Source organism: Dyadobacter sp. BE31 (genome assembly GCF_031457695.1).
Taxonomy (GTDB): Bacteria; Bacteroidota; Bacteroidia; order Cytophagales; family Spirosomataceae; genus Dyadobacter.
In genome coordinates this window covers 49427-67356 of record NZ_JAVDXA010000008.1, presented here as the reverse complement: position 1 = coordinate 67356, position 17930 = coordinate 49427, and the positions used below count along the sequence as shown (strand labels likewise).

15 protein-coding genes are annotated in these 17930 nt (G+C 50.0%); 6 read left to right on the top strand and 9 right to left on the bottom strand.

Going from position 1 to position 17930, the window contains the following annotated elements; all coding sequences use genetic code 11:
• Positions 1-4: 4 nt before the first annotated feature.
• Positions 5-3163: a lantibiotic dehydratase gene (locus tag J2Y43_RS30220; RefSeq protein WP_309991519.1), complete on the bottom strand. Its 3159-nt coding sequence runs from the start codon at positions 3161-3163 to the stop codon at positions 5-7.
• Between the two features lie 229 nt (positions 3164-3392).
• Between J2Y43_RS30220 and J2Y43_RS30215 the strand changes: the two genes are divergently transcribed.
• A complete protein-coding gene (locus J2Y43_RS30215) occupies positions 3393-4526 on the top strand; it encodes a hypothetical protein (RefSeq protein ID WP_309991515.1) in 1134 nt (377 codons plus the stop codon).
• A gap of 112 nt (positions 4527-4638) precedes the next feature.
• Here J2Y43_RS30215 and J2Y43_RS30210 read toward each other — a convergent pair whose 3' ends face one another.
• Positions 4639-5307 carry a response regulator transcription factor gene (locus J2Y43_RS30210; RefSeq protein WP_309991513.1) on the bottom strand — a complete coding sequence of 223 codons (669 nt, stop codon included), beginning with the start codon at positions 5305-5307 and terminating at the stop codon, positions 4639-4641.
• A gap of 179 nt (positions 5308-5486) precedes the next feature.
• Between J2Y43_RS30210 and J2Y43_RS30205 the strand changes: the two genes are divergently transcribed.
• Complete coding sequence (locus J2Y43_RS30205; protein WP_309991510.1) at positions 5487-6131, top strand: response regulator transcription factor; 645 nt, start codon at positions 5487-5489, stop codon at positions 6129-6131.
• An 11-nt stretch (positions 6132-6142) separates the two neighbouring features.
• Here J2Y43_RS30205 and J2Y43_RS30200 read toward each other — a convergent pair whose 3' ends face one another.
• Together J2Y43_RS30200 and J2Y43_RS30195 are read right to left on the bottom strand one after the other, a co-directional pair.
• On the bottom strand, positions 6143-6769 hold the full coding sequence (locus J2Y43_RS30200; RefSeq protein ID WP_309991507.1) for a response regulator transcription factor: 627 nt from the start codon (positions 6767-6769) through the stop codon (positions 6143-6145).
• Between the two features lie 253 nt (positions 6770-7022).
• Positions 7023-7652 carry a response regulator transcription factor gene (locus tag J2Y43_RS30195; RefSeq protein ID WP_309991504.1) on the bottom strand — a complete coding sequence of 210 codons (630 nt, stop codon included), beginning with the start codon at positions 7650-7652 and terminating at the stop codon, positions 7023-7025.
• Positions 7653-8006: 354 nt separating this feature from the next.
• Here J2Y43_RS30195 and J2Y43_RS30190 point away from each other — a divergent pair, with 354 nt between their 5' ends.
• Positions 8007-11114, top strand: coding sequence for a two-component regulator propeller domain-containing protein (locus J2Y43_RS30190; RefSeq protein ID WP_309991501.1), 3108 nt, complete (start codon positions 8007-8009; stop codon positions 11112-11114).
• Between the two features lie 11 nt (positions 11115-11125).
• Here J2Y43_RS30190 and J2Y43_RS30185 read toward each other — a convergent pair whose 3' ends face one another.
• Together J2Y43_RS30185 and J2Y43_RS30180 are read right to left on the bottom strand one after the other, a co-directional pair.
• Positions 11126-11665: a hypothetical protein gene (locus J2Y43_RS30185; protein ID WP_309991498.1), complete on the bottom strand. Its 540-nt coding sequence runs from the start codon at positions 11663-11665 to the stop codon at positions 11126-11128.
• Positions 11666-11767: 102 nt separating this feature from the next.
• A complete protein-coding gene (locus J2Y43_RS30180) occupies positions 11768-12796 on the bottom strand; it encodes a hypothetical protein (RefSeq protein ID WP_309991495.1) in 1029 nt (342 codons plus the stop codon).
• Positions 12797-12998: 202 nt separating this feature from the next.
• Between J2Y43_RS30180 and J2Y43_RS30175 the strand changes: the two genes are divergently transcribed.
• From J2Y43_RS30175 to J2Y43_RS30165, 3 genes are all read left to right on the top strand, one after another.
• Positions 12999-13949, top strand: a complete 951-nt coding sequence (locus J2Y43_RS30175) for a hypothetical protein (RefSeq protein WP_309991492.1) — start codon at positions 12999-13001, stop codon at positions 13947-13949.
• A gap of 91 nt (positions 13950-14040) precedes the next feature.
• Entirely contained in the window at positions 14041-14598 is a 558-nt protein-coding gene (locus tag J2Y43_RS30170; protein ID WP_309991489.1) for an RNA polymerase sigma factor, read from the top strand.
• Positions 14585-15910, top strand: coding sequence for a hypothetical protein (locus tag J2Y43_RS30165; protein WP_309991487.1), 1326 nt, complete (start codon positions 14585-14587; stop codon positions 15908-15910). Before J2Y43_RS30170 ends, J2Y43_RS30165 begins: the two co-directional genes overlap by 14 nt.
• Positions 15911-15938: 28 nt before the next feature.
• Here the strand turns inward: J2Y43_RS30165 and J2Y43_RS30160 are convergent, their stop codons facing one another.
• From J2Y43_RS30160 to J2Y43_RS30150, 3 genes are read right to left on the bottom strand one after another with little or no spacing between them, the layout of a single operon-like run.
• A complete protein-coding gene (locus J2Y43_RS30160) occupies positions 15939-16529 on the bottom strand; it encodes a TetR/AcrR family transcriptional regulator (RefSeq protein ID WP_309991484.1) in 591 nt (196 codons plus the stop codon).
• A gap of 49 nt (positions 16530-16578) precedes the next feature.
• Positions 16579-17577 (bottom strand): c-type cytochrome, encoded by a 999-nt coding sequence (locus tag J2Y43_RS30155; protein WP_309991482.1) that lies wholly within the window; start codon positions 17575-17577, stop codon positions 16579-16581.
• Between the two features lie 7 nt (positions 17578-17584).
• Complete coding sequence (locus tag J2Y43_RS30150) at positions 17585-17914, bottom strand: DUF3817 domain-containing protein (protein ID WP_309991480.1); 330 nt, start codon at positions 17912-17914, stop codon at positions 17585-17587.
• Positions 17915-17930: the final 16 nt, after the last annotated feature.

Genomic DNA, 17930 nt, shown 5'->3' with positions numbered 1-17930 from the left:
TCCGCTAAGCACAAACAAATGTCAAATGTGCCACTTTTTCCCTTCTTGCCAACTTAGACTCGTAATATTTTTTCAAATAATGATACACAACTAACTCATGTTCACGCTGTTGAGAAACAAAAAGTCTGTTCAGGAACATATGTACCAGGCTACTGGCGAAACTGCCCAGTGAAACCTCACCACGCGGCAGGATAACCGCCAGCGAAGCCCTGATGCGTGCTGACCGCTTTTCAAGTAATGCGATGACGTCGACGATACCGTTTTCCGCGTCATGACCTGAATCGAGAAAACTCCTGATTTCTTCAGTGTGCTGACGGTACTTATTGTTGAGCTGGATATTCAGTTGGGTATCTCCCCGAAATTCATGAAAGAAGCGCTCCCGCAATTGCCCTGCAAATACTTTTTTATCTGCCAGTGTAAAACCCAGGTCGTTCAGGAGCATATCCACTCCCTTGAGGCCTGTCAGCCACCGGAAATGCTCGCCTGCGTCACCGGAAAGCATATTCAACAGATCGGCCGTTGCAACGCTATCGGCAAAAAAAATGGATTCGACTTCCTCAAATGTCTGATGACCGTAGCGTTCCAGCTCGCGCTTGTAGGTATCGAGTTGTATTTTATGAACAGTTCCGTTAGCCAGGTATGGCTCCATCAATGCGTGCAGCTCCGCCAGGACGATCTGCCAGAAGGATTTATCGCTGCCATGGTAAAACCGCAACCGGATATGGTTATCGGGGTCGCCATAGCGGATAAAAAACCATTTTTCGATGGCACTTTCAGCCATGAGGCGGTCGGCGAACGGCTTTATAACCGACCTCAGCAAGCGATCGGCGGTGCGCGTACCGGCGTAGATTTTTACATACAACCATTCACTACCCGTCATAAAATCGCGCCTGACCGCAGGCCCGGCCATCGATTGTTGTTCCCAGACTTGCCTGGTCGGCAAAGGTTCTTTTTTGTGCAAAAGGGGCAGCAGGATCTCATTCAGGTAGCTTTCTCCCGGCTTCCCCAAAAAGCCGTTTTGCTCATATTCGGGAAATTCCGTCAAAGTGACTTTATCAAATTTCCTGATGGCATCGCTTACTATTTCCACCGCAAAGTCGGAATCCCCGTCGATCAGCAATTCGCTGTCCCCTTGCCGGAGTTGAACGAAACGGGGAATGTTAAATGCATTTCTGAGTACGCGCCACTCCCTGACCGTCAGAAGCTCACTGCCTACCAGATCCGCCACCATCTTTTTATCGATATTCCATGTGGCGCGGCTTAATATCCAATGCTTGTATTCGACCCGCGGCAGGAATGTGTTGGAAGCGAGATGCCCCCATTCCCAGCCGAGGTAGCGGTAGTCTTGCTGGTAGGTGAGCTCGCACAGAAACCGGTACACAGGCAAGCCGTCGGAGAAGTTATGTGCATTGGTAAGGCGCGGAAAAACACGTTTATTCAACCTTTTCGACCGCAATATCACTTCCCCGGAAATCGATACCGACACCATCAGGTCTTCCGGCAGGATCTGGTTCTCACGCGGCATGGAGGAGCCCGCGAGATAGGGGATTTCAAATTCACGCAGATGCGGGCGCATGAGCACGTTCCCTACGCGCGCCTCGGGCAGGTGGGCCACTTCCGCATACACACCGTCCTTACCCAGCGCTTCTTCCTCCGCAACCGCTTTTTTTGCCCATTCGGCTAGCTGGCTGTCCCCATGGCAAAACCGCCCGATCAGTTTCAGGCCCGAGGGCCCTCCCATTGCTTTAAATGCGAATTTAAAATTTCCGCTATCTACTTCCTGCTGTGAACCCGCAATAAGATTTCCGAACAGGTAAAAGCTGTCCGGTGTTTGCACGGTATCGTCGCTCGCTTTGCGAAATTCATTCAAAATATTATCTGTGAGGCAAATGCACGTACTTTTTTCGGCAATAGATTGCTGGTAAAGCGCATCCCTCAGTTCCGCCGTGGCAGAAGCGTCGGCCTGGGCAGGCTTAGGGCCCTCCGGCCATTGCATTTCGTCCAGCAAGGGTAGGTTATCCGCCCTGCCCGCCATGGCGTCGCCATAACCGATCCCGGTTTCACAGTCCAGCACTTCCAGCAGCGGCATTTCGCGCTGCTCATACCTTGCCAGAAATCTTTTCTTAAACTGGTCCAACTCCGGCAACGGATTCCGGTAACCCAGGCATGCGAGGTTTTGATATTCCTTTGTCAGCAAGGCAATCGCCTTCTCGTTGATCGTGCAGGATTGTGTTTGAAGGAAAAGGTCTGTCTGCACCAGGTCCTTACTGCCGGTCGTGACAAAATGCTTCGCCAATACCGATTCCACCTCCCGGTATTTGTCTACGCTCTGTTCTCCCGATTGGAGCAGGCTGGCGATTTTGTTCAATTGTTCCAAATCCTGCGCCGCGCCCGCTATCGCGCGTAGTTTGTCTACAATCGTGAAAAAGAATTCTTCACCCGTAACAGTAGCCGCCAACTCGGAGACCAATATTTGCGCACGGACGATCGCGTCGACGAACTGTTCCGCCTCCTCCCGGCTAACGTCTTCGGATACAATGCCATCCGCCAACTCGCGGATAGTAGCTCCACCGCGGGCAGCGGTAATGACCTTGTCCAGGTAAGCATTGCGGTCCACCGACGCCAGCACGTACAGCCGTTTTTTGTTGTTCAATGCGCTTTCTACATAGCGATAGGCGTCGCCGATCGGATAAAGGCTTGTGTTGGGGAAAAATTTCACTTCATCTCGAATGGCATTTTTTTGCAAAAGCCCGTCCGCCAGTTCGGCCACGTAGTTCATGTCCAGTCGCACATGCTTTCGAAAGGGTTCGGCTTCGTCGAATGCAATGCGGGTTTCCTGCCCGATCTCACCCACCGCGCACCCGGCAAAGAGGCCGTACGGGGTGCTGCGGGTGGTCATCCTGACAAGGTATTTGTATAACGTTTTCAGCAACTTGTCTACACCGGTTTTAATCCTACCTTCGATCAGCCCGGTGAATGAACTATAAAGTTCCGGCGAGGCTACATAAAGCGCCTCCAACATCGGCGATTGCGAGAAAAAACGGATCAGTTCCCGCTCGAACAACTCCGGTCTGTTACCGGCCCGCTCATTGAATGCGTAAAGAACGTCCAATGGCAGCCGGGGACGTCTCAGCATGAAGAATCCTTGGGATACAATTGACATATTAATAGGAAGGTTTACAATCTCTGGATGAAGCTAATAACCAGAACTACCTGAAAACAAACTATTTATGCGAACAACGAAGTTTCATCGACAAAACAGCCCCTATGCCGAATGACCATTCCTGCCGGCCGTCTCGCAGTTCGTCGAATTAGATACATGGTTGGTCTAAAAAGTTCTGTGTACACTCCCGGTTGTAGTCACATTTGTGTATAAAAACCAACGGGGTACCATGACGACATCAACAGGAATATCGGGGCTTTCGGCTATGATTGCTGCCGCTAAAATCGATGAGATCTACGAAGTTGTAAGTACACACAAAAAACAGCTGAGCAGTTTCGGTTTTACCCGGGGGTACCTTGGCGTTTCTGTCTTCACCTATTTGTATGCAGTGCATTCTGGCAAAAAACAATATCTGGATGTTGCCCGGGAGGTGTTCGATCATGCCTGTGATCTGGTCGACAGCGATCCGCTGAAATCTTATCCGCAAGATTTTGCCAGCCTGGGCGCAGTCGCGCAATACCTTTGCCAGGTGAGCGTGCTGGACCTCGATCCCAATGTTTTTCTGAGCGACATCGACGCTGTGCTGCTTAAAAAAATGCGTTCCGAATTGTACATTGGAAACCTGGGAGGCTTTGGCAGCGGGGCACTCGGATATGGCATTTATTTCCTTCAAAGAAGCTATTACAACAGGGTGTTGGCGCAACCGATCATCGATGAACTCGTGCAGGGCATCGTGCGCTACGCAATACCCACGGACGAGGGTTGCTACTGGAAGTCGGGATTGAACGGGCACCATGTGAAGCCAGCCGTTTTCTCCCCTACCGAAACCACAGCCGTGCTGCTTTTCCTCGCGCGGGCCATCGACATGGGCCTTTGCCCGGCCGATTTCCTCGAAGGGATCGTAAATGAAGCGATCATTTACCTAGAAAATCAGGAAACCGACGCGAACGCAGAAACCGGCTATGCGCTCCTGCGCGCCGGCGCGGCATTCGGCAATCCAGCCTGGACACGGGCAGGATTGGAAATGCTGAGAAAATATGCCAAATGCCGGCAAGAGCACCTGAGCGCTACTCAGGATGCCGGAATCCAACACGGTGCAGCCGGCCTCGCATTACTGTTCGATCGCGTTGCACGACTTACCTACGACCAGACGCTCGAAAACGCCGCCGGCTTCTGGTACAGGCAAATCCTGCGATTCGATATCCACCCCGACGGATTTGCCGGCTATAAAACGCTCGAAAATTCCTGGAATATGCAAAAAAACCTGGCATTCGGAGAGGGCATCGCCGGCATCGGCAGCGCGTTGGTGAAGGCGCTGCATCCCGAAAAAGTCAATTTCGACGACCTCATCTGGCATTTGTAACATAACGCTTCTTCAACATCATAAAAGAATAGCCGCCGGGAAATTTCCGGTGGCTATTTGCATAAAGAGGTTCAGCAATTGAAGCAGTTTTTCTGCCATGATCATTAGCTTGTCATTTATGATTTGAAACAACATCCCCGTTGGATAGATGATACATTTCAACCCGCCTGGCAAGATCCAGCAAATTGGTCACACCCAGCTTTTTAAAAATGCGGGCTTTGAATGTGCTGACGGTAGTGCTTTTTAAGTTCAATTGACCGGCAATATCTTTCGTCCACTTGCCTTCCAGCAGCATTTCCATGACCACCAGTTCCTTGGCCGATAAAAGCTCGGCGGGGTCGGATACGCCCTGTTGCAGCATGGAGCCGAGCATTTGCGCACGGACCACCGGGCTAAGGTACTTCTGGCCCCCGAGCACGACACGAATGGCCTCCTGTAATTCGGTTGCTTTCGACTCTTTGGAGACAAACCCGGCTGCGCCCGCACGAATGCAGTGCAAACCGTACAGTTCTTCCTTTTGTCCCGAGAAAACGAGTATGGGAGAATCCGGTTGCAATGCACGCAACTTTTCGATCGTCAGCAAGTGGTCGGTGCCTGGAATATTCAGGTCGAGGATAATGAGCTGGTAACGCTGCGAAGTGACTGCTTGCGCCGCTTCCTTGAAATTGGCAGCCGTGTCCACGACAGCGTCGCTGATCATTTCCTGGATGATCATACTGGTTGCGATGCGGACAATATCGTGGTCTTCAACGAGTAAGAGTCGGGCGGGGAAAGATTGCAATGGTATAGTGGTTGTCGGTAATATCCCGAAGTAACAAAAACTCCGTGAAATTCCACCCAAAAGTGTAGTACTATGTTTACAGTCAAAGATCAACATCTCCATTGTCTGCATAGTCGTCCCTGTCTAGTTTTGGCATGACAAAGCGCTATCCGCACTGTTATAAATCAAACTTACTGCCTGTGATAAATGCATTACTTATTGAGGATCATGCCATTGTGAGAATGGGTATGCGCCTGGTGATACGCGAACTATTTCAAAATGCAACGGTTTTGGAATCCGAAGATTTTAACGAGGGGCTACGGATCGTGCAGGAAAAACCCATCGATCTTGTCGTCCTGGACATTCATCTTCCCGGCGGCCAGGATGTCAAGATGATCGACATGATTAAAAAAGCCCGGACAACTGCAAAAATACTGGTATTCAGCGGATTACCGGAAGACAAATACGCATTGAAATACGTGCAGGCCGGCGCGGATGGCTACTTATCGAAGCGATCGGATCCCGGGATGTACGGGGAAGCGGTGTCGGCGGTGGTGAACGAAAAGAAATACCTCAGCGAGGTGGTCCGGCAGCAGCTTGTGACTCAGTTGCCCCAGAATTACAACAAAATCAAACGACGGAAGTGGATCGGGTTAACGGACAGGGAGCTGGAAATCAGCAGGCTGCTCATCAGAGGTTTGTGGACCAAAGAGATCGCCACCCAGTTGGAGCTGAAATTAAGTACCGTCAGTACTTTTAAAAAGAAGATTTTCCAGAAATGCGGCGTCACAAGCGCGATCGAGCTATCTAAGATCATCGACGACGTAGCTGCTACGACCTGCTGAAAGCCGACAGGCTACCGCAGCATTTCCATTTTCTCCGACAACGCCACCAGGCTACTCACCTGCAGCTTCTTGAACACATTCGCTTTGAAGGTACTGACAGTGCTTTCTTTCAGGGCCAGCATATCGGCGATAGTCCGTATCTTCTTCCCTTCCAGCAACAAATGCACCACCAATCGCTCCCGCGATGTGAGCATTTGCAGCGGGTTATGGGCCGAGACATCCACGTTGGCAATGACCTGCGAAAGGAGGCTTTCCTGAACGGCTTTGCTGAAATACGTCTTCGAATCGAGCACCATATCGATCGCGATCCGCAATTCGTCGCCGGAAACGTCTTTGGACAAGAACCCATGCGCGCCGGACGATACCGACGGAAGCGCGTAGGTAGCCTCGCTCATAGAGGAATACACGAGGATTTTGCTGCCGTGCGCAATCGTCCGCATTTCCCGGATCGTATGCATACTCGCTCCGGGAATGCCTATTTCCATGATGATCAGGTCGAAAGATTGGCGTTTAATTGCTTCTAGTGCTTGGTCAAGCTGCGCCATGAGCGTAACCCTGGCCTGCGGTTTATGGTCTTTTACTTCCCGTTTAATAGCCGATCTCATAAGAGGATGGCCGTCAACAACGAGCACTTTCATAGATTAACAGTGGGTTAACGCTTAAAAATGGGTGTGAGTGAAATAAACGGCTCACCTGGGAGTCATTTTCCGGCGTGTGTGTATAGCGTGAGTACCTGACATTTTGTTAAAAAAAAACGAACGATTACTAATATACGCAATTATGGAAATTCCGGACTTGGCAGGTAGTCATATCCGCCTCAAAACTAATTAGAAATACGTCGTATTAGCTCGCATTGTTCAAAACTAAACCATAGAAAGATTTCTATTAGTTTTAAAAACCAGCGGCTTTTTGCGACAGCTCGAAGGTATCAGCCACATTCATTTTCTTGTAAATGCGCTTTTTGTAAGTGCTTATGGTGTTGCATTTCACATTGAGCATGTAGGCGATTTCCTTCGTCGATTTACCGAGTACTACCTCGTTCATCACCGTACGTTCGCGTTGAGAGAGTGTTTCCAGCGATTCCAGGGCCTCTTTTTGGTGATCCGAATCAATCATCGAGATTAATGAAGCCTGTAAATCCACACTCAGATACTTGCCGCCGGAGCCCACCACGGCGATTGCCCTTGCCAGATCGGCGGGTCTCTCGCGTTTCATAATGAACCCATCGGCGCCGGCCCTCAGCGCTGGCAGGGCAAATATCCGCTCCGACAAACCGGAGTAGAACAATACCGAAATGCCTGGCTTGGCAGAACGAAGCAAATGGATGATCTCAGACGAAACCAATCCATCCATTTTCACCTCGGTGATCACCATTGTGATATCGGGATTTTCCCGGAGAACGCTCCTGGCTGATGTCAGGTCCGCTGCCTCAAAAAGCCGGTAATCGTCAGAAATGGTTTCCAGAAATAGCTGCATTCCAGTGCGTAGCAGCGTTTGGTCGTCGATGATAAGGATTTTCATATGGTAATGCCCATGGGCCGGTCAATACAAGCAATGTTCACGTCCGGGCGGGACGTGCGGGAATAAACAGATAAGCCGGTGATAGCGGTAAAAGTAGCGTGAAACGTGTTTTGTTGCAATCGGCACATCGCAAATAAGGCATAGAATCATTTCTATGGTTTCGACGAAGGCATTTACGATTTTCTGTCATTTTTTTGTCACTGGCAACAGATCGTTTTCGTTTGCTTTGCCTTCAAACCCGAATATGCCTAACCCCCAAGTACACACGCAGTGAATGATCAGATTCAGGTGAATGCGATAATATCAAGGCCAATTGGCCGCGTCGTGAGAAGGATAGGGACATGTGTCTGTGTTTTGTTACAAATTCTCGCATTGCAGGTCGCCTCGCAGCCAGCGGCTAAGGAGACAAAATACAGCGTCCGGCATTATACCAGCGACAACGGCCTGCCGCAAAATACGGTAAGGGCACTTACACAGGATCAGGAGGGTTTCATTTGGCTCGCCACGGACATGGGGCTGGTCCGGTTCGACGGCCAGTCGTTCGTCACTTTCGACAAAGACAAGCTCGGACTGAAATCCAGCAGTTTTCTCTCCTTTATTACGGACATTGAAGGACGGAATGAACGGTTGTATGCGGTGGGAGAGAAACTGACCCACATCCGAATCGCCGATGGCAAAGCTATCCCCGATAAAAGCCCACTAGACCATCGCATTCACAAAATGTTCAAACCCGGCGCAAGGCCCTATGACCTGATGTACATGTTGGGCCTACCCGACCGCTGGAACAAAGATTTTGTGCCTACCTATAACCTGTTTCTGCTCCCCAAGCCAAACGGCGATTTTTACATTTGGAGCCAGGGCGGCAAAATCGATTTTTACGCCCGCTGGAAGAAACAAAGGACTTACGAAACCCAATTATCATCCCCTATCGGGCTTTTCAGAATCGGCACAAACCTCTATTACGACGACGAAGTCGGCAACATCCGGCTCATAGCCACCAGCGGTCCTGCGCGCGCAGGTTCGGATGTTACCCTGGCCCCCGCACACGGAAACCCGGAAAAGCCAGATCTGAGGAAGCCCTACAAGCTCTATGCAGACGATTTGTCGGGAAAAGCATTTATTTATCAGGATCTTAAACTATATGCATTATCGGAAAAGGCGCCGGGACATCTGCTTACCACCGTCCTGCTCGCCGACGTCGACTTCGGACGAAATGGCCTTACTTCGGTTTTCTACGACAGCCGCCATCAAAGGCTTTACCTGGGTACGATCACCAACGGTCTTTTTATATACGATTTGAAGGTTTTCGAAGCGCTGGGCATTGATACCGACGATCCCGGACTTAATGTTTACTACGCTCAGGCGACTCTGTCCGATAGCTCGGTTATTACCCCACATTTTTACGTGATTGGAAAAGGCAACGACGGCCAGAACTTTTCACGCGTTATACCTCATCCGCTTGGAAAGGCCATCAATGGCTACACGATCGTCAAAAGCCGTTCAGGCGACATCTGGATCGCCGGATACGGCTGGTCGTACAAACAGCTGTACCGCTACGATCCAACCGGTGAACATTTGGAGCAAGTCTGGAACCTGGGGAGTAACATTTCTTTTCTTTACGAAGACCCGAGCGGCCGCGTCTGGCTTGGCATGGAGACAGACGGCGTGAAATACATCGACCCTGGTGAAAGCGGGATGCCCGTGCACACCCTAACAGATAAGATAAAGCATGTTTCCTATATGGTTAAAGATGGAAATGATGTGTTGTGGGTCGGGACGCATCCGGGCTTGTACAAAGTAAATCTCGCGCGAAATACCATTTCCACCATTCAGCAGACCAACGGGCATTACATCAAAAGCCTCTTGCTGGCGCGCCCGGGCGAGCTATGGTTCACCACCGACGACGATGGTTTCTTTCTCGTACAAAATGGGAGACCGCTACGTTTTCCACTGGATAGGGACCACTTTCTTTCCAACGCCCATTGCATTGTACACGACCGCAAGGACTTTTTCTGGATCCCGACCAACCAGGGCCTGTTCCGCATTCTCCGGAGCGACCTGCTCGATTTTGCCAGCCACGGCGACAGTACGCGGCTCTATTACCATCGTTACAGCAAGCATAGCGGCTTCCGGATCAACGAATTTAATGGCGGCTGCCAACCTTGCGCGATTCGTTTAAGGAACGACTACGTATCGTTGCCATCTATGGGTGGCCTGGTATTTTTCAAACCGGAACAAATACCGGTCGATACGCCGCATTCCAAAATTTTCATCGACCGTATTGAAGCCAATTCAGGAAATGTTCCTGTAAATGGGTCGAAAATCCAGCTCGCGGGTGTGAGTGACCTGCGCGTGTTCTTCTCATCACCCTACCTGGCCGAACGACAGAATCAGCAATTGTACTATACCATTTCCGAAGAAGACCGTCCCTCGTCCACACAAACGTGGTTCCCCATCGAGCAGGAGCAGCATTTCATTTCCCTGAACAACCTTACATCAGGAACTTATACCCTGAAAATCCGCAAAAACACGGGATTTGGCCCGAATTCTGTTCAATTGGCTACACTTACGATTGTCGTCCCCTACCCCTGGTACGATACCTGGCCTTTCAAGTTGGTGATAATTACTCTTGTACTGGTAGCTATTTACTTCTATTTTAAAAACCGCTTGAAAAAGGCCGATCAACTGAACCGGGTGCTGGAATCACGGGTGTCGGAAAAGACCCGCAACTTGCAGGACACGCTGAGTGTATTGAAGGAATCTGAACAGGAGCTCCTGCGGCAAACCCGTCTTCAAATGCATTTGATCGCATCCATCAGCCACGATATCCGCAGCCCGCTGAGATCGATCGAATTCGCGTCCGGAAAGGTGCGTGACCTGCTCCAAGAGGGTGAGTTAGAATTGGTAGGAGCAATCGGATCCAGTGTCAACGAGTCTTCCGGAAGGGTCCTTCTGCTGCTGGAAAACATGTTGTCGTATGTCAAATCACAGATGTCGGGAGCTTCGGTGGCACACGACACATTTTTCGTGCAAGGCCTGGTCGATGAAATCGCCGTCATTTTTAACACTTCATTCAAAATACAGGAAAACAAATTTGTCAACAATATCCCCGAAACGCTCCTGCTCAAATCTAACCGGCAATTGTTGAAAATTATCCTGCACAACCTGATCGACAACGCCAACAAATATACCTCCGGGGGCTCGGTGATTGTGACGGCCAGCCGGGAAAATGAGGTAGTCAGGTTACTTGTGACCGACACCGGCCCGGGTTTGCCCGAAGCCGTCCTGAATTGGTTCAACGGCGATGACGATACCATTTACCCGCAGTCGCCGGACAACGCACCCGACATGCACGGGATCGGCCTGGTGATTGTGAAGGAACTTGCCGGAATGCTTCATGTGCGCATAAAGGCAACATCCATCTCCGGTGCAGCATTTTCCATTGAGTTTCGGAAGGCCTGAACACCCTGCACTCAACGCCAGCCCACGCCTACGCCCACGCCCGCATGTGAGGCGAGGGCATTATGTAGTAGTGGCGGGGTATAGCGCAATTTGAGCATATAAATCCATTTCCGGGACACCAGGTGAAAGCGGAAGCCGGCCACGCCGGACGGTGTCAGCAGCCGCTGTTTGTCCGGATTGTAATAGATGCCGTTATCATAGCGATCAACCAGGAAACCGCCTACCCCGGCTTCAAAAAAGCTTTCGACGAGGTAGCTGCCCGGCTGGGGAATACACGGCCTGCGTTTGTAGGGATTTAAAACAAAACAGTGGGTCAATGCTCCCAAAACGGTAGGGCTGCGAAAATGCGCGCTCGTAATGGCGCCCACGCCTGCCTGAACATTCCAGAATGATTTTTTGAGATAACCGAAAGCTGCTTCGGCGGTAACCGCTGCCCTGGGCGCGATACCGTATGCATCGGCTCCAAAAGCCCCGCGCATGCGCGTATAGTACGGCTGCGCGGAGGCATATTGAGAACAGAAGAAGAGGATTAACAAATATCTTGATAACACGTATGAAGGCTTTGCCTTTTAACGGTTGAGAGTGAATGATAATTATCCCGGTTTCAATTTTGGATGATTCAATTACCTATACCAAAACTAATTCCCTACTAATCAATAATAAGAATATGTAGAATATACCAATTCCTTGTCGCCGTTAAAGCATAAATACCAGCGCTCATTCTTGCCGTTGCTGAGATCGAATGTATATCCCCGGTTGTCTTCGTATTCATTGCGAAAACTACCGTTGAAATTAACAAAGTTGTCGAGGTTAAAGCCCATAAACTGCGAAGATGCAGCCAGCAAGTCTCGAAAATAGGTAATTTCCTTGGAGGTCAGATTAGGTAGCCCAAAGCCCGGTCCGCCGTTGAAATCCTGATTAAACTGGCGTATCCTGTTAAAGGCACCAACCCATACCACCTGCCCGTCTTCCTTAAAAAGAATGGGAAGATTAGTCGCGCCAAGAAACTTAACGGAAACCATATATTGCTTGCTACCGTCAGGCATTAAACTGGTTGTACAGTCAGAAAACACCAATTCATTATTGTTGATAATGTACTGGCGACTCAGGTCGTTAAGGTTCGTAAGTGAATTCACAAATACCGGGTTCGGCTTATTTCGTGCGGTGATATATTGCTGGATTGCATCGGGCAAATCGTGAATTTCTCTTGTAGCATATCCTCTTTCATAATTAGTGAGCGTCACGCCTCCGTTAACAAACCGCACTAAATATTTCAAGCCATTCAATTCATAATCAGCCCCGTAAGAATCCTGCTCATTAAGATAAACCAGCTTTCTGTAATTGCTCAATTTGCCTCCCCTGATCGCCAGGCTCTGAACCTTTGCAACCAATGCGTCCGGTACCGCTTCACCGACCGTAGCCGCTACCCGGAGAATACTGGATGTACCGACTATTGCATTGTACCCGGCATTGTTGTTTTCAAAAGACAGCTCATACACCCGCCCTTTTTCAACCTCCGAGAGTCCTTTCAAATTGGTTGCCAACGGGTATGATTTATAAATCAAATCCTTAACCGACTGCGGTAATTCCAAAGAAGGCTGTGGCGTAGTTCCCGGATTTTCAGGAGATTTACATCCGTGAATGGCTAATAGTACGATTGCGAAAAGTAAAAAGAATCTCATTGATTTTCGGCGTAGTTTTGCGGACTCACATCATAGACCTGTTTTCGGATTTTAAACGTTGCCTGATATTTAAATAAATCGTTTCAGGTTTTATATCTCCAAAAACATTTTCAAAAAAAATTCGTCGACACAGGCAACACTTTTCGGCAGCTGCCCTGTCTGTAAAGCAAACAAGTCGGCAATACGCTCTATTATAATATTAATGAACTTCGAAAAGATTGCACTTTTTGTCACAATCCTCTGCATATCGATCATGATCGGTTGCAATAAGGTTGTCGATGTGCAGGAACCCGATACTGAAACCGTTCCCGAGGCGACCATTACGGCCATTAAAGATGACTACCCGGATGCGGCGAAATTTGTATTCAAAACTTTATTGAAAGACAAATTATGGAAAGCAAAGTTTGTCAGTAATGCTTCCAATTTTGAAACACAGGTGAGTCCTACGGCGATCGTTGCCCAGGTGTACCGCGAAACGGCAGACCTTTCGCTTTACAAAGACCTTACCGACAAGCTGAAAGTAAGAGGCGGGGCGATATCCGGCGTGCAGCTGGCCGACAAAGCCACTGATAACGGGGCAAGGATGCGATACGTTTTCAACGGGAAGCCCTTTCTGCTGAACTACTACATCCTCAATGACTGGCACATTATCAAACTGACGGCCAAAGCGCCCACCGAGTCGTTCGCTGTCGATACCGGGGATTTGCCGCAGGCAATCCAGTCGTTCTGCCAGCAAAAGGCGATATCACTGACCGACGCCACGATCAGTCTCATCACCGACTCCGACGGCAAGAAGGCCTATTACATCTACCCTGCTTCGCAATTGTTCCCGGTGATTTTCAGTGAGGACGGGGCGCTGCTATGGATTGCTCGCAATTCCGACGGCACGGGTGTCGTCAACAAGCCTAATAATGAGGTGGGAAATGCGGAGCTGCTGGCGAAGGCAAGCGAGGGATATGAAGACTTCACGACGCCTACCGCCGTCGCGTTCGAATCGCAGTTCGACGGCCTGAAAAGTGTCCGGTATGTATTTCAGAAAAAATCGGGAGTGGAAGGCACACGCACATTCATTAATGAACTGAGAGAAGTTTTTGTCAACGCCACCACAGGGGAAATCATTTATGACCAATACTCATCCTATGTCTTTAGATAGCTTGTTCATGCAGGACCTTCGAACAGTCAGCCATTAACAGTCTCTGTTTCGATCAAACTTGCGAATGGCCTTATTTCAAACAAAAACCAAAATGGAATTAGCGGAGCTCGTGAAGGCTTGCCAAAGGCAGGACTCGCGGGCACAGGCTGTTTTCTATGACCGCTACAAAAGCAGATTGCTGGGTGTTTGCCTTCGGTATGCGAAAACCGTGGCCGAGGCGGAAGACATTTTTCAAGAGGGGATATTGCGGATTTTCGCGAAGATCAACGATATTCAAAATCCTCAGGCGATCGATAACTGGGTCAAGACGATCATGGTCCGCCATGCGATCGATTACTACAACCAGGTGACGCGCAAGGAAATGCTGAGCGCATCCCACGACGATGTCAAACTGGATTGGGAGAACAACGACTACACGCTCCTGTTCAGCAAGCTGGACATCAGCCTGCTTCTCGAAGCCATCAACGAGCTACCCGACGGCTATCGGATTGTGATCAACATGCATTTCATTGACGGGTACAAACATGCGGAAATAGCTGAAATGCTGGGCATTAAAGAGGTAACATCCCGCTCCCAACTGTTGAAGGGACGGAATCTTTTAATTAAAAAACTGGAACAAAAAGGGATCAAGCAGCATGAAATCTTTTGATGACGAATTAAACGATGCCATTCAGAAGGCCCTTCACGATTCGTTTGAGAATTTTGAAAGAAAACCTGGCGCGTCCATTGACCAGAAAATATATGAAGCCCTCGACAAACCGACGAGGGTAAGACCGCTGCTGCTTTCTGCTGCCGCGGTGCTTCTGCTCCTGCTCGGATTCGGGGTCAAGGAAATGAACGAACGTTACGCTTCCCTCCGGGCAATTACCCGCTCGCGGGCAACCAACGAGGAACTCAAAGAAGGTACTAATGTGGTACCGCTTCACGGCAGCATTGTGGTAAGCGCCGACCAACCGTCGCATACGCATCGTAGCGCTCATGCGAATCCGGCCAAGCCGAACGTTCGCAGACCACTGAGGACAGCAACCCCGGCAAAACCCGCCAGTATACTGCACGAGCATGCAAAGCCGGTACCCTATAAGGTTAAGGCCGGCGCGGGGCCGGTTCTTCCTGCTGAAAACAACACGTTGCCCGTCATGGAGACCGAGCCCGCATTGCCCGTTCAAATACAGGACAACGCTGTTGCCTCCCGTGCCATTGACGCTAACGAGATCGCAACCGGCCGCTTGGTTCCGCTGCCTGTTGATCTGGCCATGCCGGAAATCAGCTTTGACGCAAATGTGGAGGATTCGACATTGCTGGAACCGGAGCCCCGGCCGGTGCGGGAAAAGCTCGATTTCCCGCGCTATCAGCCGTCCGATAAAAAATCCTTTGCCTGGATTTTTAATCTTTCCGCAACCAACACATTTCAGAGCATTTACCTGCTGCCCAATGCCGAATCGCGCATCCTGAAAGTCTCATTCCCGGTATCGACCGCGAACCTGGGGTATAAGTTCAGCGCCGGGTTCCAAACGCTGGGTTTACAATGGCTGTTCCATTACAGTCACCTCAGCTGGAAAGCAGAATACATTTATGCAATTGATGAATTCAAGGCCGATGAACAGGGAGCTAACCGTTATGTTTTTGAGCGGCTTGGAAAAGCCGAGACGGTAACCAGCAAAGTGGAATTGGCAGGAGTAGGGATCAAAAAGCAATTCGATTTCAAAGGCAAACGTAGCGGGCGCTTTTTCGCGCAAATTGGCGCCGACTATTCGCGGCAACTGCAATCCAGTGGGCGGAATTTCCTCACCGGCTCGATTTCAGCGGGTAAGATCTTCACCGTGAACAAAACCACAGACTTCATCGTCGGCCCCTATTTCGAGTACAATTTCAACAAGGTGCCTACTGCCGAATATAGTATCAAGGTACGTCCCAATCAGGTCGGGTTATCGCTGGGCTTGCGGATGAACAGAACAAAGTAGCGGCAATAAAACGCGGCGGGGCTGCCGATTAACGCAAGGTTTCGAGATATTTTTTCAACTCGTTCAGATAAGACAAGTAAACCTCCTTGCTTCTTTCCAATTTGCCAAAGTTGCGAATGCCCCAGTAACCCGACATCACAAACATGGTGGCCTGTCGCGCATTTACGTCTTTGCGAATGACACCGTCCGTTTTACCACGCTCGATCAGATCGATCATCGCATCGATCCATTGCTGGGTCAACTCGTTGAGTGCTTTATTGAAATCTGCATTCCAGGAGGTCATTTCGTGGGTGAGGTTAGCCGCGGGGCAACCATGCTCCACTTTGAGAAATTCGTTTTCCATCAGCAGATTGTACATCAGATCGTAAATGGCTGTCAGGGGATCAGCGCCGGTTTGCAGAGGTCCGATAAAGCTATCTGCCAGTGTCGGTTTCAACAGGTCGTTGATGATCGACAGGCCCATTTCGTCCTTGTTTTTGAAATGGTAGTAAAAGGCGCCCTTGGTCACTTTGGTAGTCGCGATAATGTCGTCGATACTCGTGGTTTGGTACCCCTTCACATAGATCAACTCAAATGCCTTTTCAAGAATAGTCAACCGGGTCGCTTCTGCCTTTTTCATTGGTTTGCTCAATCCATTTTCCCCAAACCTACAATTTTTACAGGTCAATTTAGTCCGCCAGACCCTTAATATAGTCCCTGATCAACCGTACACCTTCCTCGTCGGGTGTCGTCGTGCCGATTTTAGGCATATGGTATTCGCCCATCGTGCTCATCCGGATCACCATATTCTCCTTGTTATAGCCCATACCCGTTTTCTCAAATGGTGTGTTAAAACTCAGATCCAGTGATGTACCGGCCGCTGAACCGGCTTCGCGGTGACAATGCGCGCAATTCATTTCGAGGTAAGCCCTGGCCCGCGGTGCCAATGCCAGGGACGAATCTTTGTAATCAGGAAGCGATGCGATTCCCGTGATGTCAGCCTGTGCGAGCACTCCTCTTTGCATCAGGTAGGCCAACTGATTCACGTTTTCACCTCCCACATTGATAGCGATATTCAGATTCCGCATTTGAGGACCGAGCGGGACCAGCTCATTGCCTGAACGATGGCAGGTCCCGCAGTCGTTCTGCGCCGGAATTTTGTATTCCAAATGCCGGTATTTTCCATACCTGTCTTCGAAGTATACCGGCACCGTGGCTCCTTCCACCAACAATTCCGCGTCGGTTTGTGCTTCGTTCCACCGGTAGGTAGCGGCGTTCCATTTGCCGCCGGAATACAGTAATAAGCGGGTTTCTACGATCAGCCTCGTCCCCTTGCCGGACTTCGAATAGTAGAACGTCTTCGCGAGCAGCGTGCCATCCGGAAATGAGGGAAGTCCGTCGCCTTGAATGACCATCTTTTGCCCATCCGGAATTTTCAGGAGACGCTGCTTTTCGGCATAGTCGGTGAAGAGTGATGAGCCGATCTGGATCGGCACCACGCCGTCGGCCGGAAGAAGTTCCGGCATATTGCCTTTAAACAATGCATACTCCGACAATTTGCCTTTGAAAGAAACATTATTTTCAATCGTGCGCGGAGCACTGTTGCACGCCGCCAGCCATACCGCCCCCAGAAGCAGCCACCGCAGGCCCACCAGTCCGGTACGCGGCTCTCCGTCTGTCCTCAACACAGCCATATTAATTGGGACTATTCTCCCGGACAGCTTGCTCACTTGCAAGAATATGCTTGTCGATGTAGAAAGTCCCGAATGGAATGACACAGGCAAGCAGGACCTTCCAGGAGATCTCCGAAAATTTCCATCGGTAAGTCACCCCGGCGCTCAGTGTTACCAATACAAACAGCGTGAAAAGCAGGCCATGAACCGGCCCGACAACCTTCACCAGCATAGGCTCGCCAGCCCAGTATTTCAGGGGAACGGCAATGAAAACCAGGACGATCAACGAAATACCTTCGAAAAAACCGAGTATTCTCAGGCGCCCGATCGGCGTTTTGAGTAGTTGCAACATAAGAAATAGCTGGTAG